The sequence below is a fragment of the Xylanibacter brevis P6B11 genome, assembly GCF_000621825.1.
GTDB classification, from domain to species: domain Bacteria; phylum Bacteroidota; class Bacteroidia; order Bacteroidales; family Bacteroidaceae; genus Prevotella; species Prevotella brevis.
This window is the reverse complement of record NZ_JHXG01000007.1, coordinates 188,028-212,644: the sequence shown is the minus strand read 5'-3', so window position 1 is coordinate 212,644 and position 24,617 is coordinate 188,028. Positions and strand designations below refer to the sequence as shown.

Below are 24,617 nucleotides of genomic sequence, written 5' to 3'. Positions count from 1 at the left end.
TAATATCGAATCTTAATTTATTGACACCTATGAAAACGTTCAATAGATCCATTCTGTCGCTACTGGCCTTGATGGCCAGTAGCACAGCTTGGGCTTTTCAGAAAGAATATCAGGGATTCTACTACGAACTTGATCCTGATACCAAGCAAGCTACACTGATATGCCCAACTGACGGTTCCGGAAACTTGGTTTCACCAGAATATTCCGGAAGTATAGCCTTGCCCGATTACTTCTATTTCAAAGTAAACGAGGAAGATGAGTACGATACCTATTTCTTCTTGAGCGCTATTGGCGATAAGGCTTTCTATAATTGTACAAATCTGACGTCGGTCTCAATTCCAAGTGGTGTCACAACCATTGGAAAGGATGTCTTTGAGGGGTGTACCGCCCTTACCCGCCTAGTTATTGGTGGCTATGTACATCTTACAGATAACGCACAGGGACTTAGCAGCTTCGCAGGCGCAACGAATCTGGCCACGATGGAACTGTCTGGCCGCATCTATCAGGACAAGGCTGGCGCTTTTGCTGGTATGAAGAAACAGGAACATATTCGTCTGGGCAATGTTGATACACTCGAAGTTAATATGTTCAATGGTTGCGATGCTATGATGAATGTAAAGGTTGCTCGCCGTCGTCCGCCAGTATGTATGGACGCTTCTTCGCTTGGCTTCGACAAGACCAATGTGATTCTCGAGATTCCTGAGACCTTTACTAATCGCTTCCAGGCTGCCGACGTGTGGAAAGACTTCCCAACGATGATGGAGGTTTCCGATTATGATATGTTTGGTAAGACGGTCTATGAAAATCTTGACTATTTGGATTGGGTAGATTTCCGTGTGAAGAACGATGATGGTATCTGGCTCTACTATAAGGTTCATCGTCCAGGAAGTGTCTTCCTCACAGGCGTACCCGTGCTGAATGGTGGATGGATTTATCATGGCAACTACGACCGTGAGACGATTCGCGTGCCACAGACTGTAACGCATACGGATTGGGGAACCTATACTGTCACAGGTGTTGACGGATGGGCTTTTGACAGCGATATGGAACTCACCAATATCTACCTGCCCAATACCATTGATAGTCTTATGCAGCAGGCCTTCATGTCGACAGGCTCGTTGGAGCATATCGATCTGCCGGAAGGATTGAAGTATATCGGTTCTAACTGTTTCGCCGATAATTCTTCGCTGAAGGGTAAGATGGTGATTCCAAGCACTGTACGCTATATTGACTGGACGGCTTTCCGCTATTCTCAAATTGATGAGTTCGAATTTGCCGAGGGATGCCAGCTCGACTCTATCGGAGGTTACTGCTGGTTTGGTTGCCCTAACGTGAAGGAGTTGATATTGCCTTCAAACGTGAAACTGCTTGATGCGGCAGCTATTGCTCGCAACCTGCAACTCTCACGCGTTGAACTGCCTGATGGTTTGGAGGAAATGCGTGTTAACGCTCTCGCTTTCAATCCATTGGAGAGTTTCACTCTGCCTGGAGGTATCAAGGAGTTTGACTCTCAGTGTCTTAATGGCGTAGGTCGCATGGACTTAGAGTGGGGTAATCCTTCTTCAAGCACTCTGAAGCGTATTGCTGTTTCCAAGAATAACCCGCGCTATGATTCTCGCGACAATTGTAATGTCATTATGACTACAGTAGGCGATACTCTGGTTTACGGTTGTGACATCTCTACCATTCCTGCTTCAACAAAAGTGATTGCTAGCTCTGCCATCCAAGGTGTTCAGCTGAAGAGTATCACTTTGCCCAAGGATCTGAAATCTATTGAGGTTGACGCTTTCCAAAATCCGTTCACCGGAATGCCGGTTCAGGTGGGAAGTATCATTTCTGAGATTACGGAACCTGCCGGCATTGCCAAGAAGGAGCAGGTGAAGAATTGGAAAGATGAGGAGAATGATGTCTATGCGTTCAATGAGGATATGTTCGAGAATACCAAACTTTATGTGCCTGCAGGAACAAAGGCTAAGTATCAGGCAGATGCCGTTTGGAGCCTCTTTAAGAACATCATCGAGGAAGAGCCTATTACTGTAGAAAAGGTAGAACCCGTGGTTGAGGCTACTACGACAACCTTTGCTGAGGTAACAGAGGAGACCGACCTTACTAATGCGGTTATTGATAACATCTATGTGACACTCGATACTTTGAGCGGTGACCACTTCGATGCTGATGAACAAGCCATCGTGCTGCAGTCTGTCATCACCGATTTGGCTATGGAGAACATTGCTCAAGCATCCGACCTGTCTGCTGCTCTTGCCAATAACTTCAATGGTCTAGTAGTAGAGTTGGCTGCTGGTAATGGCAAGGTAACTGTTACCACCAAGACTACAGGTGACCGTCAGTTGGCTGTGAAGGTTGGCGCTAATGCCGCAGAGCTCTTCAAACAGGCCAACAAGGGTGAGATTACTGTCAATTACGACATCGATGCTTCCACCTATTTATATATTTACTCTGTAGGTGAGGCTATCAATGGCTACGACGAGGAGGAATTCTCACAGGGTCCCAATGCCCGTCGCTATGTGAAACGCATGGTTCCAGAACAGAAAGCAGAGAACAGCATATTCATCTATAGTATGCAGGTAGCACCTATCCAGGTGAATGGCATCAGTGTTCAGCAGCAGTCAGCTGCCGCAGTTCAGGAGGCCTTCTCTGCTGATGGTCGTCGTCTCGGCGGTGTTCAACAGGGCTTGAACATTGTTCGTCGTGCTGACGGTAGAATGGAAAAGGTTATAGTGAAATGATAAGATGGATTAAATGTTTTGGGTGGGTTTTCATGCAAAAAAGCGTGAAAACCCGCTTTTTTGAGGAAAAGTTGAAAAAAGTTCCTTTTTTATTTTGCCATTTCCTTTCTTCTGCTTATATTTGCACTACAAAACTTAAATTTATTTTTATTAACTTAATCAATTTAATCATTATGAAGAAGTATTTCTATTTAATGGGTCTCATGCTCTGCATGGTATTTGGTTCAATGGCTTTCGTTGCTTGTGACGATGATGACGAAGAAGGTGGCGGCAATGCATCTATCACTGCCGATCAAATCATTGGCTGTTGGTACGGTATTGATGAGAACAACGACACGAAGATTAACGTATTCTCTATCAACTTTGAGCCTAATGGCTATTGTATGTTTGATCAATACAAGGCTAAGTCGAAGAATAACTGGCAAATAGAGGAAGAAGGCTATGATATGACTTGGGTATTGTCTAAAGGTACTATAGTTATGACACTTGATGGATACGAGGGCGAGGAACAACAGATGAAGGCAGATATTCTGAGCCTCAATGGAAATTCGCTCAAAATCAGACGTTATCTGGAAGAGGGCAATAGCGACGTGATGGAGATGGTACGTTGTGATACTCCTCAGGATGCTAGGAGAGTTCTTGTACAGCTGTTGGAAGAAAAATTTAGCAAATAGTCTCTTATCAAGAGTAACAATACACTCTCATGTACCAACACGGTGCATGAGAGTTTTTTTGTTTTCATTTGGATTTTCACTCAATTTGCACTATCTCTGAGCTGCGCTCGAAGATAGGCTGCATTTCGGAAAAACTCAAAAACATTTGGTTTTTCGCTCAATTTGCACTATCTTTGCATACAAATGAAGCAAGTAAGACCCAAAAAGAATCTTGGTCAGCATTTCCTAACTGACCTCTCGATAGCTAAGCGCATCGCCGACACGGTAGATGCTTGTCCTGATATTCCCGTTTTGGAAGTTGGCCCGGGTATGGGCGTCATGACGCAGTACCTGGTAGAGAAGCCACGTCCCTTTAAAGTGGTGGAGATAGACCGCGAATCGGTGGAATATTTGAACGAGCATTTCCCCAAGTTGCGCGAGAACATCCTTGGCGAGGACTTCCTTCGTATGGACTTGCGAGAGGTGTTTGGCGGCAACCAGTTTGTGCTGACGGGCAACTATCCCTACGATATCTCATCGCAGATATTCTTTAAGATGATAGACAACCGCGATCTCATCCCCTGTTGTACTGGTATGATACAGCGAGAGGTGGCATTGCGCATTGCTTCAGAGCCTGGCAATAAGCAGTATGGCATTCTTTCGGTACTGATTCAGGCTTGGTACGATGTAGAATACCTCTTCACCGTAGAACCCGGTGTGTTCAATCCGCCTCCCAAAGTGCAAAGTGCCGTAATCCGTATGACACGCAATAAGGTGCAACGATTGGGATGCGACGAGAACTTGTTTAAGCGTGTGGTAAAGACATCGTTCAACCAGCGTCGTAAGATGCTGCGCGTTTCGCTGAAGCAGATGTTGCCAGATATGTCTATCATTAACGCATCTGAGTTTGCAACTTTGCGCCCCGAACAGTTAACCATTTCACAGTTTGTGGAATTGACTAATTTGGTGGAAAAAGCATTGTGTGCGAACACAAATGCTTGATTTGTGTCAATAAGAAGCCCTTTTTTTCTTTTTATCGCATTATTTTTGATACAACATATTGGAATAATGCCTACCTTTGCATCGTCAAAAGAAAACAAAGAGATCTTCAATAAGGTAATTAGTTAAGGTAAAAAAGATTAATCAGGGGCCTTGTGAAAGGCGTAGAGAAAGCAAAGAAAAAAGAAATTCAGTAGTTTAGTTTGATTAAGGTTAGTAAATAGATTGTTAGTAAGGTTTTCAAGAAGGTATTAGTAAAGGTAAATAGAAAGATTGTAAGAAAGGGTAACAAGTTAGAAAAGGTTTTTAGTTATTAATATCTGTGAAGTGCAGCCTCAGGGTAGTGACCCGAAGGCTGCACTTCTCTTTTATGATTTCTAGCGAGTCAGCTTCTTGGTGTTCCATTTGCCATATCGCATGCGGGCCAGGAAGATGCTGCCACGGAAGGTCAGTTCGATGGCCATGGCTGTCCAGAAGCCTCGCAAACCATAGTCGCGTGCCAACCACCATGCCAGTGTCAGGCGGACGCCCCACATAGAGCAGAGACTCATGATGGCAGGCTTTAAGGTATCGCCAGCGCCTATAAACACACCATTGCACACGATGGCTGCTGCAAACATTGGTTCTGCCCACGCCTCGATGCGCAGGGCACGTGTTCCTTCGTTGATGATTTCCTCGACAGGTGAGAGGATGCCCATCAGTTCGGGAGAGAAAATCCACATCATGACGCCCATCACGGTCATCACACCGATGCCCATCATGACAGACAGATTGGCAAATGAGCGGGTCAGCACGCGCTGTCCGGCGCCAATGCCTTGACCGACCAGTGTGGTGGCGGCCTCGGCAATGCCATACCCTGGCATGTAGCAAAGACTCTCTACGGTGATGGCCAGTGAGTTGGCAGCAATGGCGATAGTGCCTAAGGGGGCAACGATGATAGTGCTCACAATCTGTGCGCCACCCATCAACAGGTGTTGCAGTCCCATGGGGGCACCAATCTTAATAGCAGTTCTAATGGTGTCGCCATTGGGTTTGAAGGTGCCGGGATTTCCTTTCAGCCGAAGCATGTCGCTACGCACCAATAGGAAATAGAGCATCAGCACGGCAGTTATCAGCATGGCCATGCCGGTGCCAAGTGCTGCACCCATGACGCCCAATTGCAGTATATATATAAATAGGTAGTTGAAGACCACGTCCATCACGCACATGGTGATGTTTAGAATGGAAGGAATCTTCATGTTGCCCGAACATTTCAACATCGAACCAGCCAGGCCTTCCATCTGGAAGAAGATGCCAAACACGCCAATGAGCATGAAGTACATGGAGGCATCGTGCGCTATCTCTTCGCTTCCGCCCAGCCAATAGGGCAGGTAGCTGTGGATGGCAACGCATATCAGGGAGAGACATACGCTCCAGGAAAAAGCGCATACCAACGATTGGCGCAACACCCTACGGGCACTCTCAAAGTCGTTGGCACCAATGAAGTGGGCCACCTGAACGGAAAAGCCCATCGACACAGCCGACGAGATACCACCTAGCAACCAGGTGGTGGTCTCTACCAGACCGATGGCTGCTGTAGCACGAGCACCCAGATGTCCCACCATGGCAGCGTCGATGATGAACATGACGGTGGCGGAAATCTGCGCCAGGATAGAGGGGATAGACAACTGCACAATGAGGCGCAACTTCTCCTGTTGTGTCATGGTGCGGCCTTCGCGAATATAAGCTAAGAGGTCCTTGCTTTTCAAAATCGTATTTTTTTTCGTTTATTCGTTGTTTTCAATAAACAGCGAGTCGTCCATTTCTGTCAGTGACTTTTTCTTCTTGTTTTCCATAGCTCCAGCCTTCAACAGGTTTCTGGCAGCTGTGATGATGCTGGGTCCACTTTCGGCAGTGGTTATCTTCAGCTTGCTAATCTTCTTGATGGTGTCGTTCATGCTCGACTCCACATCCATAAAGCGAATGCCAAAGTCCTGAACGCGGTCTATCACCGTATTGGCAGCATCCATCATGGTCTGCTGGTTCTTCAGTTGGCGCACCTGTGTCCACATCATCTCCAGCACACGAAGGTTCATATACATAGTTTGCGGGCCCAGTATCATGACGCCTTGGTCGTAGGCCTCGCGCCACAATGTGGCATCGTTCAGCAGCGCCAGGTTCAGAGCGCCCTCGATGGGCACATACATGATGGCGAAGTTCAGGCGGTTGTAGCCACTGGGCAGATATTTGGTGTATTCTTTCTTGGCCAGTCGTTTCACCTGTGCCCTCACGCTGTCAATGTGCGCCTTTAGGTACTGGCTCTTTTCGGGTGAGCCGTCTTCGGCATTCATGTAGCGTTCGTAGTCGGTGAGCGACATCTTCGAGTCAACCACCACATGACGGTTGTTGGGGAAGTGCAGGATGAAGTCGGGTATCAGTCCGCGACCATCATCACCCTTGGCGCTGCGTCCATCCTTGTCTTTCAGTGTCTCTTGCGTATCAAACTGTTCACCCTCTTTCAGTTCCAGGTCTTCCAGCAGTTGCTTCAGCTTTAGCTCGCCAAAGTTGCCTTGCACCTTCACCTCGCCAGTCAAAGCACGTGTCAGGCGGTCGGCAGTCTCGCCGATAGCCATGCTCTTCTGCAGGTTCAGCTTGATGCTTTCGTCCAGTCGGGTCAGCGCCTCGGCCTGCTGCTCCTTGCTGCGGCTCAGGGCCTCTTGCATGTCCTTCAGACTCTTCTGCAGAGGGTCAATGATCTTTGACACCTGCTCCTGGTTCTGCGCTCCCAGTTCCTCCTGTCGCGACTTCAGCACACGTTCCGAGGTGGTCTGCATCTGTTCCTTGATCAGGTCCAGTTGCGATTTCACCTGTTCCTGGTTCATCTGCTTCAGGGCAGCTATCTGTTGTTCGAAGGCCTCCTGTTGTCTTTTCAGGCTCTTCTCGTGTTCTTCCTTCATCGCGCTGATGGCCTTTTCGTGCTCCACCTTCAGTCCGCCTAGCGCTTTCTCCTGCTCCGCCTTCAGCGCCTCCAGTTGTCGGTTGGCGTTCTCGGCATTAGCTTTCTGTACGTCGCGTTCAGCAGTCAGTGTGGTGATGGTTTGCTGATAGGCCTCTTTGCCGCGATTACCCATGATGTAACCCGCTACGCCCATCAGTCCGCAAAAGACCACAGCTATAATTAGGTATATTTCCATAACCTTAATCCCTTATTTCTTAACTTGGTGCAAAGATACGAATAATATTCAAATTATCACTAACTATTTTTGCTTTTTCGATTTCTTAATATTACCTTTGCAGGCTGAAAACCAAACTAAAAGTATTTAAGTAATAGTGTTTAAGAAAAGCTTGTTAGTAGTAGCGCTTGGAGGTTTCCTTCTCCAAGCTCCAGCCCAAGTGAGATTGGCTGGGAAGAAGGGAGAGTGTTTCCCCTTAGTCAAAGGAAAAGAAAAGGCCGTGATTTGTTATGATAACAATGATGCCTTGGTCGTGGAACGCAGTGCCAGGATGCTGGCCGAGGATGTGGCTTGCGTGACAGGCACATCGCTGAAGGTACAGCAGGGAACGGCTGGGGCCGACTATGCCATCATAGCTGGTACTCTGGGGCATAGTCGTACGATTGATCAGTTGGTCAAGGCCGGACGAATAGATACCACAGGGCTTACCGGTGCCTGGGAGCGCTATCATGTGGCTATGCTCAAATCGCCGGTAAAAGGTGTGAAGAAAGCCTTAGTGGTGGTGGGCAGCGATCGTCGTGGTACGGCCTATGGCGTACTGTCTATCAGTAGGGCTATTGGTGTCAGTCCTTGGCGTTGGTGGCTAGATGCGCCAACAACAAAGCGCAGCACATGTCTGTTGCAGGTGAAGCCTTTCACTTCGCGTACTCCTAGTGTGCGCTATCGTGGCGTGTTTATCAATGATGAGGACTGGGGCTTGTTAAAATGGGCGCGTCATAACTATGAAAAGAATCTTGGCAATATCGGACCCCGCACCTATGCTGCCGTTTGCGAACTGCTGCTGCGCCTGAATGCCAACTACCTTTGTCCTGCCATGCACGAGGCCTCTCTGGCTTTTCATCGCCTGCCTGAAAACAGGCTGGTGGCCGATACGTTTGCCATCGTCATGGGTTCCAGCCACTGCGAACCGCTGTTGCTCAACACGGCCAGTGAGTGGGACCGTGGCAAGTATGGTGCATGGGATTATAACAACAATCGTCGTGGTGTGGATAGTGTGCTGAATGCCCGTGCACAGGTGCTGGCACCATTCGAGAATGTCTATACGCTGGCGCTGCGTGGCTTGCATGATGTGGCCATGAGCGGTGGCGATGACATGATAGAGCGCAAGAACACCATGCAGGCAGCCTTGGCGGCCCAGCGCCGAATGGTGGCTGAGGCTACAGGACAGGCCGAAGAGACTATTCCACAGGCTTTTACCCCCTATAAAGAGGTGCTGGATGTTTACGACAAAGGACTGCAGTTGCCCGATGATGTGACAATCATCTGGCCCGATGATAACTATGGTTATATGAAACGCCTGTCGAGTCCCGACGAACAGAAACGCTCGGGCCGCAGTGGTGTGTACTACCATGCGTCTTATCTGGGGCGCCCCCACGACCATCTGTGGATGAACACGCAGTCGCCTTGCCACATGTACGAGGAACTGAAGAAGGCCTACGACCTCACGGCCGACCGCATCTGGCTGTTGAATGCCGGCGATATCAAGTCGTGCGAATTTGCCACCGACCTCTTCCTGGCTATGGCCTACGACATCGATGCTTTCGACTATCAGCGCTGTGCCGACTATCGCACTGAGTGGACCTGCCAACTGCTGGGCGATGACTATAAGGAGGCCTATCACGACATCTTCCGCACGTTCTATCGACTGGCCTTCCAGCGCCGTCCAGAAGGCATGGGGTGGGGACAAGAGTGGGCTACCGACGATCGTGCCGTAGAGCAGACCACCGACACCGAGTTCTCGCTCACCAACTATCGTGAGGCTGAGCAGCGCCTTGCTGACTATATGCGTATTGCAGACATCGCCGAAGAGCTGTTGGCCAAGATGCCAGCCGAGAAGCGCAGTTGTTTCTACGAGGCTGTCTATTACCCAGTGAAAGGTTGTGAACTGATGAACCGCATGGCTATTGGCGCACAGAAGAACCGTTGGTACGCCCTTCAGCATCGTGCGGCTACAGCCAGCGTGAAGGCAGAGGTGAAAAACTGCTACGACTCTCTGCAGGTCATCACCCAGAACTACAACGCATTGGAAAATGGCAAGTGGAATCACATCATGAGTATGGTTCAGGGTGTCACGGCTTCTTACTACAATATGCCCGAACTGCGCGATGCCGAACTGGCCGACCGACCCACGTTGGGCGTTCTGGCAGAGGGCGAATATGGCACTCGCGGTCCACGCACCATGCAGTCGTTACCTGTCTTCTCAAAATATCAGCCCAACCGTTCTTATTATATTGAGGTGTATAACCAGGGAAAGGGACAGTTGCACTGGACTGCCACAGCCAGCAAGGAGTGGATCTGTCTCAGCATGACTGCTGGTACTACCGACCTGCAGCAGCGCATCATGGTTTCTGTAGATTGGACTAAGGTGCCTCAGAGCGCAGAGGAAACGGGCCTTGTTACGTTCCGCGATGATGAAGGTAGCGAGCAGACCGTCATCGTGAGTGCGTTTAATCCTGCTTCGCCTTCTGTCGATGATCTCAAGAGTCTTTATGTAGAGGATAATGGCGTCATCGTGATACCTGCTGCGGGCTATGCACGCAAGAAGGAGAACCAGCAGGTGAAGATGATTGAAGTGCCTAACCTGGGTTGTGAAGACACTATCATCATGATGGGCGATCCTACACAGCCACGTCAGAACAGCCGTTCTACCAATGCACCCTTCCTGGAGTACGATTTCTACACCTGGGAACAGGGCATGGTGGATGTCTATACCTACGTGATGCCGACGTTTACCACCAGTGTGGACCGCGGTTTTGCCGGACATGAGCGCACTAACATCGAGACACAGTATGGCGTGCGCATCGATGATGGCGTGCAGATGCATCCCGCCACCAACTCGTGGGAGTACGCTCAGCAGTGGTACGAGAGCGTGCAGCGCAATGCCCGCATCAACAAGTGTACGCTCTATGTCAAGACCCCTGGACGTCACACCTTGCGCATCGTCTGTCAGGATCCTGGCACCATGCTCCAGAAAATTGTCATCGACCTTGGTGGCCTGAAGCGTTCCTATATGGGACCATCGGCTGTTAAGTAGTGTCGTCGCTCCATATCATAAGCAGCTGTAATCCGTGTGGTTACGGCTGCTTTTCTTTTTTCTTGGGCCCTTCCTTTGTCATGGCTCGTCTCTGTTGACGGTGTGCTGTAAAATAATAAAATATAAAAAAATATTGATTATTTGGAAATGTCAGCTAAAGGTGTTAATTTTGCAAAATCTTTCACTATGGTAAGAAAATGCTCAACCTTGCAACCATTTAAATAAATATTATGATACAAAAACTTTTTGGGTTTAATCCCGCCACAATGACATTTCGCAAAGAGGTAATTGGTGGCATTACCACATTCCTCACGATGGCCTATATACTGGCTGTCAATCCTAGTATTCTATCTGCCACTGGCATGGATGCTGGTGCTGTGTTTACCACCACTTGTATCTCGGCAGTTGTAGCCACACTGGTCATGGCGCTCTACGCTAAGTTGCCTTTCGCCTTGGCACCAGGCATGGGCCTTAATGCCTTTTTTGCCTACACCGTAGTGCTTACTATGGGTTATAGTTGGCAGTTCGCACTTACAGCTGTACTCATCGAGGGTATTATCTTTATTCTACTCACCATTACTGGTTTGCGACAGTACATTGTCAATGCCATTCCGTTGGTTTTGCGTCGTGCTATTAGTCCTGGTATCGGATTGTTTATTGCCTTTGTGGGTCTAAAAAGTGCTGGTATCGTAACCTCGTCGGAAGCAACTTTTATCACCTTGGGAAATTTGCACGATCCCGCAGTCTTGCTGGGTATCTTCGGCATTGTGCTAACAGCCTCTCTGCTTGTCAAGGGCATCACAGGCTCGCTGCTCATAGGTATTCTTGTTACAACTGCCGTAGGCATTCCTTTGGGCATCACCAATTATGGTGGTATCCTCTCTGCTCCTCCCTCTATCGAGCCCATCTTCTGGCAGTTTGAGTGGCACAACATCCTCTCGGTTGATATGGTTGTTGTGGTGCTGACATTCCTGTTCATCGATATGTTCGATACCATTGGTACCCTGATTGGTGTATCTAACCGTGCCGGCATGGTGGACGACGATGGCAATGTGAAAAATCTTAATCAGGCCTTCATGGCCGATGCTATCGGTACTACGGTAGGTGCTATGCTTGGTAGTTCTACTGTGACTACTTATGTAGAAAGTGCATCGGGCGTCAATGTCGGTGGTCGTAGTGGTCTGACAAGTTTCACTACAGCTCTGTGTTTCGCTATCGCCCTGCTCTTTGCACCACTTTTCTTGGCTATTCCTGGTCAGGCCACGGCAGCAGCCTTGGTATTGGTGGGTGTCATGATGATGCACGATGTGCGTAAGGTTGACTTCTCCGACTATGTAACTGGCATTCCCTGTTTCGTATGTATTGTCCTGATGCCTCTGACATACAGTATCTCTGACGGTATCTTGATGGGCGTCATCTCTTATGTGCTTATCCATCTGCTGTCGGGTACTATCAAGGATAAGGACGAACGTAACAACATCAACTGGGCCACTATCCTGATGGCCATCCTCTTTGTATGTCGTTACGCATTCCTGTAATCTGCAGAGAATAAGTTCAAAGACAACATATATATTGACTCGAACCCCGAAAGTCGTACAAAGGCTTTCGGGGTTCTTTTTCTTACGGAATAGTGGCACTTTAGTTACGGAATAGTGGCACTTTAGTTACGGAATAGTGGCACTTTAGGCATGTTAAAGTGGTGCTTTGCACAAAAAACGTACTAAAGATTTGGAATAATTGTTTATTATTTTATATCTTTGCAAAATAAGTATTGTTGACTAACCTAATAAATATGAATAGACTTTGCCAGTTACTGATATTCTGTTGGCTCGTGTGTGGTACATCATGGGCTGAGGGTAATTTGGCTGTCGTTGAGAGGAAACCAGACAGAACGGTAATCTACACACAGCGAATGGAACTGGTGGGCGAGGAGACTCTATTGGATGTGCTGCAAATGGTGCCTGACCTGATGATTGAGGGATATGAGGATATCGTGTCTAATTATAACCTGCGTATAGATAACGGTGCGATGAATGGCGACCCAAGATTGATATTGAGCAGTATGAAGGCTAAGGATGTTGCTTGTATACAGGTTTGCGATAACACGGGTGTCGCTAAAGGTAGCTCTGGTATGGGACGGGTGCTAGACATCAACATGGCGGTGAAAGATACCATGAAAGGAAGTTTGGAAGGACAAGCTGACATGGGACGAAATCCAGAAGGTATAGGCAATGCCAATGTGTTGTATGGCAATGGGCAGACGGACATCTATGCCAATGCTTCCTATCGCTATCAGGACAGACACAAAGAGTTTCTGACACTGCATATGACAAACCGCTTTGACAGAAGGAACAGGTTGCTGACCTACTTCACACAGCAATATATTGAACTGCCTGCAGACGTATCGCGTAAGGTGATGGGTAGGGCAAGATTCTTTCATACATTCAATGAACTGGGCACGGAACTGTTGTTGGTAGGGGGCTGTCAGTATGCAAGTGATGCAACGACATCTAATACACTGCCTTTGGTTAACATCGAGTTGAACACGCCTCTGCTGACGGAACAATTGCATCTGATGTTGGGCGTCGAAAGCGATTTCCTGATGACGAAACAGATGCAGACGAACAGAAGCTGGGATGTCTTTAACCATGATTTCTATTTGCAGCTAACCTACGGGTTGCCTAAGTGGAAACTCTCGATGGGAAGTCGCGTGTCGGTCTATGATTATAGGTTAAAGGATGGACATGAGAGTCGGAAGAATACAGATACCCGTGATAATTCTTATCTTTGCGCCATTTATGTGCCCAATAGTCGGCATCAGATATTGTGTGGCTATTATCGCAAGTATATAAATCCTTCTGTTGCTGCGCTCTTTGTGGGCGATAATACTTTGTCTGACGAGGAGTGGGCTGTGACAAAAGGGCAACTGGCGGAGCGGACCATTAATCAGATGAAAATGACTTATGCCTACAGCAGGCAGAAGTTGACGGTGCAGGGCGAGGCAAGTTATATCACAGTGGATGACGGAGAGAATTTCACGGAACTTGGGGCATCGGCTTACTGGAAACTGAATTGGTTGACCCTGACAGGAGGCTCAAATCTATATATGGCAAAGAGCGGATCCTATGCTTCTGCTCGATTCTCACCGAAGGCTTATCTTCCTCATATGTGGCAGATAGGGCTGCAGGCGGTGTTCTATACCAAACAATCGCCTATACGCAGGGTTACTGGCGAACCTGTGTATGGATGTGTCTCTGTCAACAAGCAAATTGGCTCCAAATGGTACTTGGGCGTAGATTGGCATGATATGTTTGATGCCGTTTGTAGTGATGTGAAGGTAAACAGACATGCCGCCAATATCAAGTTGCAGTATAGATTCTAACGATAAAAAGAAAGAGCGTATGATAAGTATTGAGCTGGATATGATACAAACTGCTGGCATTGGAGCTTTGGCTCTCCTTGTCGGTATGGTCTTAACACGTAGGGTAGGCTTTCTGCAGAGGTTCTGTGTGCCGTCGCCTGTAAGTGGTGGTATCATCTTTTCTCTGATTACCCTGTTGCTATATTGTTGTTTCGATGTAGAGGTGACGTTCGACGAGACGCTGGAGAATGTCTTTATGCTGGCATTCTTTACCAGCGTTGGCTTTCAAAGTGATCTGAAAGTATTAAAGCAGGGTGGTAGGCTCTTGGTAATCATGCTCTCTCTATTGGTTGTTATGATCGTTTTGCAGAACTTAGTGCCTATGGGCATAACCCGGCTTATGGGGGTTGATCCTTTGATTGGCATGGCTTCTGGCAGCATTTCCATGACTGGCGGACATGGTACGGCTGGTGGATTTGCAAATGTTCTTGAATGTATGGGACTGCACGGTGCAGGCACAATAGGTATGGCTGCTGCCACTTTTGGCCTGATTGCTGGTTCTATGGTTGGAGGCCCCTTGGCCAATCGGATTGTCCGTAAGAAACTGACTGACGAACAGATGCAGCAACAAAATGAAGATATTGACCCTGCTATGGCTGGTATTGAGAGCGATGAGGCTTCGCCAACAGGACGTACAAAGCGTGTCAGCACGAATGAGCTGGAGTTTCAACAGTATGCCAAGGCCTCGTACTTTATAATACTGGTTATGGGTGGGGGAACCTTGTTGAGTTGGTTGCTTGCCAAGACGGGCATTACGTTCCCAACTTATTTTGGCGCTTTGATATTAGCAGCCATCGTCCGCAACACCATAGGGCTTATTAGTTATAAGGAAGATGGTAAATGGGAAAAGGCTGAAAAGCTACTGGATATGGAGCGAATCATCAGTGTAGGCAACATCTGTCTGTCTTTGTTCTTAGGTATGGCTATGATATCCCTCAAGTTGTGGGAACTTCAAAGCTTAGCCCTTCCTTTAATCATTATCTTGGTATGTCAAGTACTGTTGATGATACTGTTTGCATACTTTGTGGCATTCCCCATATTAGGTCACGATTATGATGCTGCCGTACTTTGTGCCGGCATGTGTGGTTTTGGTCTTGGTGCTACTCCCAATGCTATGGCAAACATGAGCGCGGTATGTTATAAATACCGTTACACAGTCAAACCCTTCCTCATTGTACCAATCATTGGTGCTATGTTCGCCGACTTAATCAACACCGGTATAATCACCCTCTTCCTGAACATCTTGTAACAAAGAGAGATGGCATTATGCACGTTGCAGAGAATAAAAAGGAATAAAGTGGGTAGTTTTATTTAGAAAATTGGATTTCTATTCTTTATTTCGTGGAAAAATAGTTAGTTTTGTGCACGTATTATTATAATAGTGTACAATGAAACTACAAGAAGGTTCATACGAAAATATCATCACAAACGAATTGCGACAAGATATGTTGCAAGTCTTGCCCCCAGTTTGTCCCTAGTTGATAAATAGATTGTAAGAAGACAGTAAGAAGTAAACAAAAGAATAAAAACAAAAATGAAAATATGATTGCATTTATTGATACGGAGGTGAATCCGCAGACGAAGAAGGTGGCGGATTACGGATCAGTTAGGGAGGATGGTGCCGTGTTGCACTCTCATTCCAAGGCAGACTTCGATGCCTTTGTGTCAAAATGCGATACGTTGTGTGGACATAATATTATCAACTTCGACTTGAAATATACTTCATTGAGGGGTAACCCGACTATTGTTGATACGCTGTTTCTATCGCCTCTTCTTTTCCCTAAACGACCGTATCATCATCTGGTAAAAGATGATAAGTTACAGGTGGATGAACTGAATAATCCTGTGAATGATTCGATGAAGGCTCGCGATTTACTGAATGACGAGATGGCGGCTTGGAATCAGTTGACGGATAACAGAAAAGAAATCTACTATTATCTATTGAATGAAACACAGGAGTTCGGAGGGTTCTTCAAGTATATTGGATATTCGCCAAATGTCAGTTGGATATCATCATTTTTTTCATCCCAACCTGATTGGAAGCAATTGATTTTAAAGGAGTATGAAGGGAAGGTGTGCAGTCATGCTGACTTTAAGACTTTGGTCAAACAGTACCCTATTGAGTTGGCGTATTGCTTGGCAGTAATCGGTGCTGACGATATCTTTTCTATCACTCCTGCCTGGGTGATACGGAACTATCCTCAGGTGGTGAATGTGATGAACATGCTGTGCAACACATCTTGTGGTGATTGTGAGTATTGTCATCAGCGTTTAGATGCTCATTACGGGCTAAAAGAGTTCTTTGGCTATGATGAGTTCCGTATCTTCGATGGTGTTCCTATGCAACAGCAGGCTGTGGAATCTGCTATTCGAGGTGAGTCTTTGCTAACGATATTTCCTACGGGTGGTGGTAAGAGTCTCACATTCCAACTGCCAGCTTTGATGGCTGGACGGAATACGCATGGGCTAACTGTGGTCATTTCGCCTTTGCAGTCGTTGATGAAGGACCAGGTGGATAATCTTGCTGCTCGTGGTATTAGTGACGCTGTGACCATCAATGGACTGTTAGATCCTATCGAACGTGCTACAGCTATAGAACAGGTGGCTGATGGAACTGCCAATTTGCTATACATCGCTCCAGAAATGCTGCGTAGTAAAACTATAGAGCGATTGTTGATGGGACGCCATGTTGTTCGTTTTGTGATAGATGAGGCACACTGCTTCTCTGCTTGGGGCCATGACTTTCGTGTAGATTATCTGTATATTGGCGATTTTATTCGTCAGTTGCAGGAGAAGAAACAATTGGAACAGCCCATTGCTGTTTCATGTTTCACAGCGACAGCCAAACAAAAAGTAATTAGCGATATTTGCGATTACTTCAGAGCAAAGTTGGGCTTGGAACTGAAAGTGTTTGCTGCCAATGCAGAGCGTAAGAACTTGCGTTATTCTGTGCTTCATGCCGATACTGCTGATGAGAAATATAACCTACTTCGCTCATTGATTCTTGGGCACAATTGCCCTTCAATAGTATATGTATCACGAACCCGAAGAACTCGCGAGTTGGCACAGCACTTGGTCAACGATGGCATTCGAGCTTTGCCATTCAATGGAAAAATGGAGGCTGCCGAGAAGGTGAAGAACCAGAATGCTTTTATGAGTGGTGAAGCACAGGTGATTGTTGCCACTTCTGCATTCGGTATGGGCGTTGACAAGAAAGATGTGGGATTTGTAGTACACTATAATATTAGCGACTCGCTGGAGAACTATGTGCAAGAGGCTGGCCGTGCAGGACGTGATCCACAAATGCAGGCAGAATGCTTTGTACTGTATGCTGACAGTGACCTTGATAAGCACTTTATGCTTCTCAATCAGACGAAACTCAGCATTAGTGAGATTCAGCAAGTATGGAAAGCTATCAAGGATCTTACGGCTAAACGAGATAAGGTAAGCTGTTCGCCATTAGATATAGCACGTCAGGCTGGATGGGGAGATGAAATAGACGACATTGAGACTCGTGTTAAGGCCGCAACAGCAGCACTTGAGGATGCAGGGTACATTCAACGAGGCAGTAACTCGCCTCACGTATTTGCAACAGGTATTGCTGTGAAGAATATGGATGAGGCACGTCGAAAGTTGACTATCTCTCCACTATTTGATGAGCAATCACGTGAAGAAGCTGCCCGTATTATCAAATCACTTATCAGTGCACGTGCAACAGCTGAAGGTCGAGGGGCAGAAGCTGAGAGTCGTGTTGACTATTTGGCAGATATCCTTGGAATGAGCAAGGCAACCGTTATTAGGAATATTAACCTGATGCGGCAGGATGGCTTGTTGGCTGACAGTCGCGACATGCAAGCATGGATATCCAAGAGTACTTCTCAACGCAATCTTGACATCATCTTAAAGTTAGAGCAATTCCTTCTTCAACGATTTGGTGGAGAAACACAAAGAATAAATTATAAAGAACTGAATGAGGAAGCTCAAAAGGCTGGTCTTACATATTCAAATGTCAAGCGCTTGAGGATGTTGCTTCATTTCCTGTCATTGAAGGGTTATATCCACAAACAGGAACATAGTTTCAGCGATAGTGTGAGTATACGTCTGCAAGCTTCGCTAGAAGTTACGAAGGCCCGATTTGAACGACGTATGGATATATGCCACTTTATTTTGGATACGCTCAATGTCAGTCGAGACCCCAATAAAGAAATGACGCTTGTGAACTTCTCTATTGTAGAGTTGCTTCAACAATTTATTTCCAGTCGTCAGGAATCAATGTTTGCTGACCAAGAGAAACCTGTAATTGCTGATATTGAGGAAGCGCTGCTTTATCTTACCAAGACGGAACTGATGAAGATTGAAGGTGGGTTCATCGTAATTTATAACACCATGCAGATAGGTCGAATCGCCGACCGTCGTACAAGATATGGTAAGGAGCAGTATCGCTTATTGGATGAATTCTACAAACAACGTATACGCCAGATCCATATCGTAGGTGAGTATGCCAACTTGATGGTTCGTGACTACAATGCTGCACTTCGATTTGTGAACGACTACTTCACAATGGACTTCCGCAAGTTCATCAATCAGTATTTCAAGGAAGAGCGGCGTGCACAGATAGATCAAAATATCACTCCAGCCAAATACAACAAACTCTTTGGTGAACTCTCGAATCGCCAATGTGAGATTATCGATGACAAAGAGTCGAAATATATTGTGGTGGCAGCTGGACCCGGAAGCGGTAAGACGCGCGTGTTAGTGCATAAACTGGCTTCATTGTTGTTGCTGGAAGATGTAAAACACGAGCAACTACTGATGCTTACATTCTCAAGAGCTGCGGCAACAGAGTTCAAGAAACGACTCATAGATTTGGTGGGCAATGCAGCCCATTATGTTGACATCAAGACATTTCACTCGTATAGTTTTGACCTTGTTGGTAAACAAGGAAGTCTGGATGAGGCTAAGGATGTGGTACGTATTGCTTCAGAGATGATTGAAAATGGAGAGGTGGAAGCATCTAAGATAGCCAAGAGCGTTCTAGTCATTGACGAGGCTCAAGATATGGGCGAAGATGACTTCCGACTAGTTCAGGCTCTGATGCGGCAGAATGAAGAAATGCGCGTCATTGCAGTGGGTGATGATGACCAAAACATCTATGGTTTCCGTGGTTCTGACTCACGATATATGCAATCGCTAGTAGAGCAAGAAGGTGCAAAGTTGTACGAGATGACAGATAACTATAGGTCTGCGAAAGCTGTAGTTGATTGCGCCAACCGCTTTGTACAGCGGATTCCCGGTCGTCTGAAGCGGACTTCCATCATGTCTGCAACAGGTGAAGATGGCAAGGTGATGACCTTGAAATCGCTTTTGAACGCAGAAATAAAAGTAGAAGGAAATACAGCTATTTTGACTCGAACCAATGAAGAAACAATGCAAGTGGCTTACGAGTTGGAGCAGCGAGGTTTACATGCCACAATTGCGCAATCAATGGGAGGATTCCGTTTTGGGAATCTTGCGGAAATTCGCTACTTCCTCAAACAACTTGGTGGAAAAAACGAAGTAACCATCTCGAAGGAAATGTGGAATGAGGCTAAACAGCGCACACTGGAAACCTATGCGTCAAGCACATGTCTCAGTATTATGCAGCATTTCTTTTCTGACTTTGAGATAACTCATCATTACTATTATCGTAGTGATTTACTTGAATACATCTTCGAGTCGAATATTGAGGATTTCATTGCAAATGATGATAAGTCTGTGTTCGTGAGCACTATTCACAAGGCCAAAGGTCGAGAATTCGATAATGTCTACCTCATGTCTGCTATTCCGAATGGAAGAAATGTTGATGATATGCGATCCTATTATGTAGGTCTCACTCGTGCAAAACGGAACCTGTATCTGGTAACCAATCCTCCCACTGAGTATTCTTCTATATCAATTGCATTAAACATGCATGATGTTATCCTTAATTTCTTCAAGGGAAGAAAGGACATTGTGCTTCGTTTAAGAAGTGGTGATAACCTGCAATACAAAGACGGATATTTGCTGAATGAGCAAAGTATCAACATCATTGCGCTATCTGCGTCTGGAAAAGACAAACTAAAGGCGTGGACTGATAAGGGCTATGAAGTTACGAGTGCAAAAGTGAGCTATACTTTGGCATGGAAACCTCAAGACTCAGAAACAGAATATGCAGTTTGTTTGGCAAATGTAGTCTTGTCTAAAATAACAGAAGATAGGAGAAACAATAACACCTTCAATTCGGATAATAAATATTTGTAAAAGATATGGAATCGCTGTTCTTAACAAACTATTCAGAGCAAACATTTTTGGACAAAATTAAAAATAGTCTGAGAACGTGTCAGTCATTTTGCTTTTCAGTTAGTTTCATAAAAAGAGCAGGTCTCGTTTTATTATCGCAAGATATTAAGGCAGCCATTGAACGCGGTGTGAAAGGAAAGCTGATAACGACAATCTATCAAAACTTTACGGATGTTGAGTCTTTGAAATTCTTTTTGGGTTTGGCTAATCATCCTAACTTTGAGTGTCATCTGGATTATGATTGTTTCTACGATGAAAAAAACTACGAAAAGTATGGCTTCCATTCAAAAGGGTATTTATTTGATTATGGTGTAGAATCGGAGTTGATTATTGGTTCTTCAAACATCACGAGGTTTGCACTGCTGAAGAATATAGAGTGGGATATGATGCTTAGAGTCTCCAATGACGATGAAACTCTTCTGAAAGCCAAAGAGGAATTTGATATTCTGTGGGAGAAAACCCTGCCGTTGGATATTGCTTTGATTAACAAATATGCCCAACGACTGAATTTCGCTATTGAACGTTGGGATATGGATTATGACTTAGCTTCACACGAGATTAAGCCCAACTTTATGCAAAGAAAGGCCCTGCGTGAACTGAATCGTTATAGAGCGATGGGACAAGACAAAGCACTCGTTGTTGCAGCTACGGGTAGTGGTAAAACATATCTGGCAGCCTTTGATGCGTTGAATTTCTCACCAGAGCATCTTTTGTATATTGTCCATGAAGGTTCAATACTTAAACGTTCTCTCTCTACATTCCAAACTGTATTCGGTGGAGATGTTTTCATGGGCGAATACACTGGCGAGCATAAGGATTTGGACGCATCGTTCCTATTCTCAACGAACGTTTCGATGTGTAGGTCATTGGAATTGTTTGACAAGAAACAGTTTGACTATATCATCATTGACGAATGTCATCATGCCGCTGCTGATTCCTACAAGAAAATCATTGACTACTTTGAACCAGAGTTTTTGCTAGGCTTGACGGCTACGCCTGAACGTATGGACAATCAGGATGTCTATGAATTATTTGGAAATAATGTGCCGTATGAACTGAGATTGCGTGATGCTTTGGTTAATGAGCTGATTGTTCCATTTAAATATTATGGTATACGTGACGACCGAGTGGACTTCTCCAAAGAAAACGAGCGTAGGATGATTTCACAGTTTGTAACTGAGGACCATTGTGAGTTTGTTGTGGAGCATATCGAGAAGCATCGTGTACCCAACCAAAAACTTAAGGCACTGGCTTTCTGTAAGACGGTATCACATGCAAAGATGATGGCCGAGGCCCTAGAACCATTTTATAAAACTGCATATCTGACGGGCAAGAATGATACAGGAGAACGCGTAAGAGCTTACGAAGATTTACAGAGTGACAGAGAAGGCACTTTGGAGGTGCTTTGTGCTGTTGATATTCTTAATGAGGGTGTTGATATTCCAGGTGTGAATATGGTATTGTTCTTGCGCCCCACAGAGTCTTCAACCATCTTTATTCAGCAGTTGGGTCGTGGATTGCGAAAGTATGACAACAAGGACTATATCCCAGTTGTGGACTTTATTGGTAACAACTATAAACGCAGCGCGCAGATAGCACTGGCTTTGGGTGGCTTGGCTCAAAAGTTTGTCATGGAAAAACGACTGCTGGTGGCATTGGTAAGGGATGATTTCAAACCTTTAGGATTAGAGCAATATGGTGTGGAAATCAATATTGACAGTCTATCGAAGGAAGAAATTTTGAACTATGTAGAGAACGAGAATTTCTATAGTCTCAAATACATGAAGCAAGACTACAACAACTTCAAAAAGTACATCAATTCTCCCACATATCCCAAACACATGGACTATCTGAACAGTGACAGCGCTCCAGACCTGCTAAAGTTCATGCAGATTAAGATAGGCAAGAAGAAAACGAACTCCTACTATGGTTTTTTGAAAGGCATTGAGGAAGAGAATTTGGTGGAGTTCAACGCTGAGCAAGAAAATGTCATCAACTATTTGTCAGGGTTGTTGCAACTAGTACGTCCCCATGACTATTTGATTTGCAAATTCCTGCTTGAAGGCGATAGCAGTATTAGTTTGATAGAAGAAAAGGTCAAGTATGAAGTCCAGAATTATAATGAGGTAGAATTTTTCCACGCATTGAAATATTTGGCAAAGAGCCATATAGTTATTGCTGATGGCGATACGCTCAGCTTGGGATGTGAACTAAACAATGAGTTTAATAATTATCTGGTAGATCTTCTCGAATATGGCTTAACCCAATATAAAGCTGACTATGCTAATAATACTGGAATGTTTCTTCTTTGGAACGACTACACAAAGAGTCAGGTTCAACTAAAAAGATGTGTAAATCCTGGTGATATTAATCCAGGCACATTTTATGGAACAGAGGGAGATGTTTATATCTTCGCTTCAATCAAAAAGGATTTGGCGGAAGGATTGGAGCACCTTAACTACAAGGATAAATTTCTTGAGTCAAATCTGTTCCAATGGGAGTGTAAGGCAAGCATAAGCGACAGGGATTTGAATTTGCTGAACACAAGTAAATGTGCTTATCTATTTATCCGAAAGATGGAAAGTGAAAACGGCATCACTCTACCATTTACATACGTTGGTATTGGCCATTTGGATAATCCAAGGCAATCTCAGAATGAAGAACGTAAACGTACTTTTATCTTCGATATCCACATGGAAGAAGAGTTACCAGACTATCTACAATACGATTTTGGTTTGACAAATTAAGAAAAAGACTATGAATATACAATTGAAATACAGACGGGCTGGCAGGTTGTCAATGCGCATCGTTAAGAATGGCGATGTGCACGTGTCTGCTCCTATCGGTATGTCAAAAGAAGAAATAGAAGCGTTTGTCAGCCAGCATCAGGAATGGATTGTGGAGGCAAGAAAGAAGACAGCTGAGCTGCAGAAACAACGAATAGACTTCTTCAATCAACTACCGTTGACCACGAAACCTCAAAAGGTAGAGGCAACGGAAAAAGTAAGAGCGTTGATTGAGCCTCTGATGAAACATTATTCGGAAGTTATTGGTGTCATACCGTCCTCTATCCGTTATAAGCCGATGATATCTCGTTGGGGTGTGTGCAACGTGAAAGAACGTAGCATTTGCTTTTCTACATATCTGCTGTTGCTTCCAAATAGGTGTGTCGAGCATGTCGTGGTTCACGAACTATGTCACTTGTTAGAACCTAGCCATAATGTCCGTTTCCATGCGTTGATGGACAAATACTATCCAAAGTGGAGGGACGCACGAAAGGAAACTCGCAGGATAGTGAAAGGTGAATATGTCTGTAAATAATCTTGTAGAGAAATATGAAACAGATAGAAGTCGTAGCAGCGATTATTCGCAAAGGAGATAAGATATTTGCCACTCAGCGTGGATATGGCGAATGGAAGGACTGGTGGGAGTTCCCTGGCGGGAAGATTGAACTAGGAGAGACACCAGAAGAAGCGCTCGTGAGGGAGATACGCGAGGAACTATCTGCGGAGATTAGCGTGGATGAGTTCCTTTGTACTGTAGAGTATGACTATCCGCAGTTTCATCTCTCCATGCATTGTTATCTTTGTTCGCTAGTGACAGAGGCGCTGCACCTGAATGAGCATGAGGCAGCAAAGTGGTTGTCGAAAGACGAGTTGGATAGCGTCAAGTGGCTGCCTGCAGACTTGGAGGTGATAGAAGAAATAAGATGTCTGAAGGAAGATAAAATATGCGGAATTGAATAATAGAACAGAAATCGAAAACAATATTGAAATAAAGTAAGACGACATATGAGCGAAAAGAACGATAAGGAGCTATACTTAAACTTTGACGAGTATATTCGTCAGGGAGAGCCGTCGCAGCGTGAAGCTGCATATTAACCCGCCTGCAGAATGGAAAGAACAGCCAAACCTTGCTGTTCCTTCAAAACAACCGACAAGTACCCCGACAAGTACCCCGACAAGTTTTATTCACACCAATAATAAAAGTATTATTAGATTAGTGAAGGCTTTGGGGGAAGAGCAACTCTCCGTCAAAGTGATGATGGAAAGGATTGGCTTGAAAGATAGAGAAAACTTCCTTGACTACTCTCTTAATCCTTCTATGAACGAGGGCTATATCCGTATGCTATTTCCTGATTCGCCCCGTCACCCTCGCCAGAAATACCTGCTGACGGTAAAAGGACTGGCTCTTTACAATAGCATATGCCATGGGGACAGTTGATATATAGAA

Annotated in this window: 14 protein-coding genes; 12 read left to right on the top strand and 2 right to left on the bottom strand. The window is 45.5% G+C overall.

Annotation, left to right across the window (positions count from 1 at the left end; translation table 11 throughout):
• Positions 1-29 precede the first annotated feature (29 nt).
• The 3 genes from T496_RS0103750 to rsmA all read left to right on the top strand — a co-directional run bounded on the left by T496_RS0103750 (position 30) and on the right by rsmA (position 4,402).
• A complete protein-coding gene (locus tag T496_RS0103750; protein WP_027449563.1) occupies positions 30-2,747 on the top strand; it encodes a leucine-rich repeat domain-containing protein in 2,718 nt (905 codons plus the stop codon).
• Positions 2,748-2,920: 173 nt separating this feature from the next.
• A complete protein-coding gene (locus tag T496_RS0103745) occupies positions 2,921-3,421 on the top strand; it encodes a hypothetical protein (protein ID WP_155808634.1) in 501 nt (166 codons plus the stop codon).
• Between the two features lie 183 nt (positions 3,422-3,604).
• Complete coding sequence (gene rsmA / locus T496_RS0103740; protein WP_027449561.1) at positions 3,605-4,402, top strand: 16S rRNA (adenine(1518)-N(6)/adenine(1519)-N(6))-dimethyltransferase RsmA; 798 nt, start codon at positions 3,605-3,607, stop codon at positions 4,400-4,402.
• 374 nt (positions 4,403-4,776) lie between these two features.
• On the opposite strand, the gene T496_RS0103735 is transcribed toward rsmA, so the two are convergent.
• Positions 4,777-6,102 (bottom strand): MATE family efflux transporter, encoded by a 1,326-nt coding sequence (locus T496_RS0103735; RefSeq protein WP_044110614.1) that lies wholly within the window; start codon positions 6,100-6,102, stop codon positions 4,777-4,779.
• 63 nt (positions 6,103-6,165) lie between these two features.
• Positions 6,166-7,572 (bottom strand): DNA recombination protein RmuC, encoded by a 1,407-nt coding sequence (rmuC, locus tag T496_RS0103730; protein ID WP_027449559.1) that lies wholly within the window; start codon positions 7,570-7,572, stop codon positions 6,166-6,168.
• A gap of 136 nt (positions 7,573-7,708) precedes the next feature.
• Between rmuC and T496_RS0103725 the strand changes: the two genes are divergently transcribed.
• The 9 genes from T496_RS0103725 (at position 7,709) to T496_RS15210 (ending at position 24,608) form a co-directional block, all read left to right on the top strand.
• A complete protein-coding gene (locus T496_RS0103725; RefSeq protein ID WP_044110561.1) occupies positions 7,709-10,645 on the top strand; it encodes a glycosyl hydrolase 115 family protein in 2,937 nt (978 codons plus the stop codon).
• 230 nt (positions 10,646-10,875) lie between these two features.
• The gene (locus T496_RS0103720; protein WP_081778342.1) at positions 10,876-12,183 is read left to right on the top strand and encodes an NCS2 family permease; all 1,308 of its coding nucleotides are present in this window, start codon (positions 10,876-10,878) and stop codon (positions 12,181-12,183) included.
• Between the two features lie 254 nt (positions 12,184-12,437).
• Entirely contained in the window at positions 12,438-14,027 is a 1,590-nt protein-coding gene (locus tag T496_RS0103715; RefSeq protein WP_155808632.1) for a TonB-dependent receptor, read from the top strand.
• A gap of 19 nt (positions 14,028-14,046) precedes the next feature.
• On the top strand, positions 14,047-15,315 hold the full coding sequence (gltS, locus tag T496_RS0103710) for a sodium/glutamate symporter (protein WP_197018922.1): 1,269 nt from the start codon (positions 14,047-14,049) through the stop codon (positions 15,313-15,315).
• Between the two features lie 293 nt (positions 15,316-15,608).
• Positions 15,609-20,345, top strand: a complete 4,737-nt coding sequence (locus T496_RS13385) for a RecQ family ATP-dependent DNA helicase (RefSeq protein ID WP_044110559.1) — start codon at positions 15,609-15,611, stop codon at positions 20,343-20,345.
• Positions 20,346-20,350: 5 nt separating this feature from the next.
• A complete protein-coding gene (locus T496_RS0103700; protein WP_027449554.1) occupies positions 20,351-23,131 on the top strand; it encodes a DUF3427 domain-containing protein in 2,781 nt (926 codons plus the stop codon).
• Between the two features lie 22 nt (positions 23,132-23,153).
• Positions 23,154-23,705 carry a M48 family metallopeptidase gene (locus tag T496_RS0103695; RefSeq protein ID WP_197018921.1) on the top strand — a complete coding sequence of 184 codons (552 nt, stop codon included), beginning with the start codon at positions 23,154-23,156 and terminating at the stop codon, positions 23,703-23,705.
• Positions 23,706-23,719: 14 nt separating this feature from the next.
• A complete protein-coding gene (locus T496_RS0103690) occupies positions 23,720-24,130 on the top strand; it encodes a (deoxy)nucleoside triphosphate pyrophosphohydrolase (RefSeq protein ID WP_027449552.1) in 411 nt (136 codons plus the stop codon).
• Between the two features lie 82 nt (positions 24,131-24,212).
• On the top strand, positions 24,213-24,608 hold the full coding sequence (locus T496_RS15210; RefSeq protein ID WP_155808630.1) for a Fic family protein: 396 nt from the start codon (positions 24,213-24,215) through the stop codon (positions 24,606-24,608).
• Positions 24,609-24,617 lie beyond the last annotated feature (9 nt).

Coding starts and splice junctions, on each gene's coding strand:
- T496_RS0103750 (WP_027449563.1), top strand. CDS start 30: ATGAAAACGTTCAATAGATCCATTCTGTCGCTACTGGCCTTGATGGCC.
- T496_RS0103745 (WP_155808634.1), top strand. CDS start 2,921: ATGAAGAAGTATTTCTATTTAATGGGTCTCATGCTCTGCATGGTATTT.
- rsmA (WP_027449561.1), top strand. CDS start 3,605: ATGAAGCAAGTAAGACCCAAAAAGAATCTTGGTCAGCATTTCCTAACT.
- T496_RS0103735 (WP_044110614.1), bottom strand. CDS start 6,102: ATGACACAACAGGAGAAGTTGCGCCTCATTGTGCAGTTGTCTATCCCC.
- rmuC (WP_027449559.1), bottom strand. CDS start 7,572: ATGGAAATATACCTAATTATAGCTGTGGTCTTTTGCGGACTGATGGGC.
- T496_RS0103720 (WP_081778342.1), top strand. CDS start 10,876: ATGATACAAAAACTTTTTGGGTTTAATCCCGCCACAATGACATTTCGC.
- T496_RS0103715 (WP_155808632.1), top strand. CDS start 12,438: ATGAATAGACTTTGCCAGTTACTGATATTCTGTTGGCTCGTGTGTGGT.
- gltS (WP_197018922.1), top strand. CDS start 14,047: ATGATAAGTATTGAGCTGGATATGATACAAACTGCTGGCATTGGAGCT.
- T496_RS13385 (WP_044110559.1), top strand. CDS start 15,609: ATGATTGCATTTATTGATACGGAGGTGAATCCGCAGACGAAGAAGGTG.
- T496_RS0103700 (WP_027449554.1), top strand. CDS start 20,351: ATGGAATCGCTGTTCTTAACAAACTATTCAGAGCAAACATTTTTGGAC.
- T496_RS0103690 (WP_027449552.1), top strand. CDS start 23,720: ATGAAACAGATAGAAGTCGTAGCAGCGATTATTCGCAAAGGAGATAAG.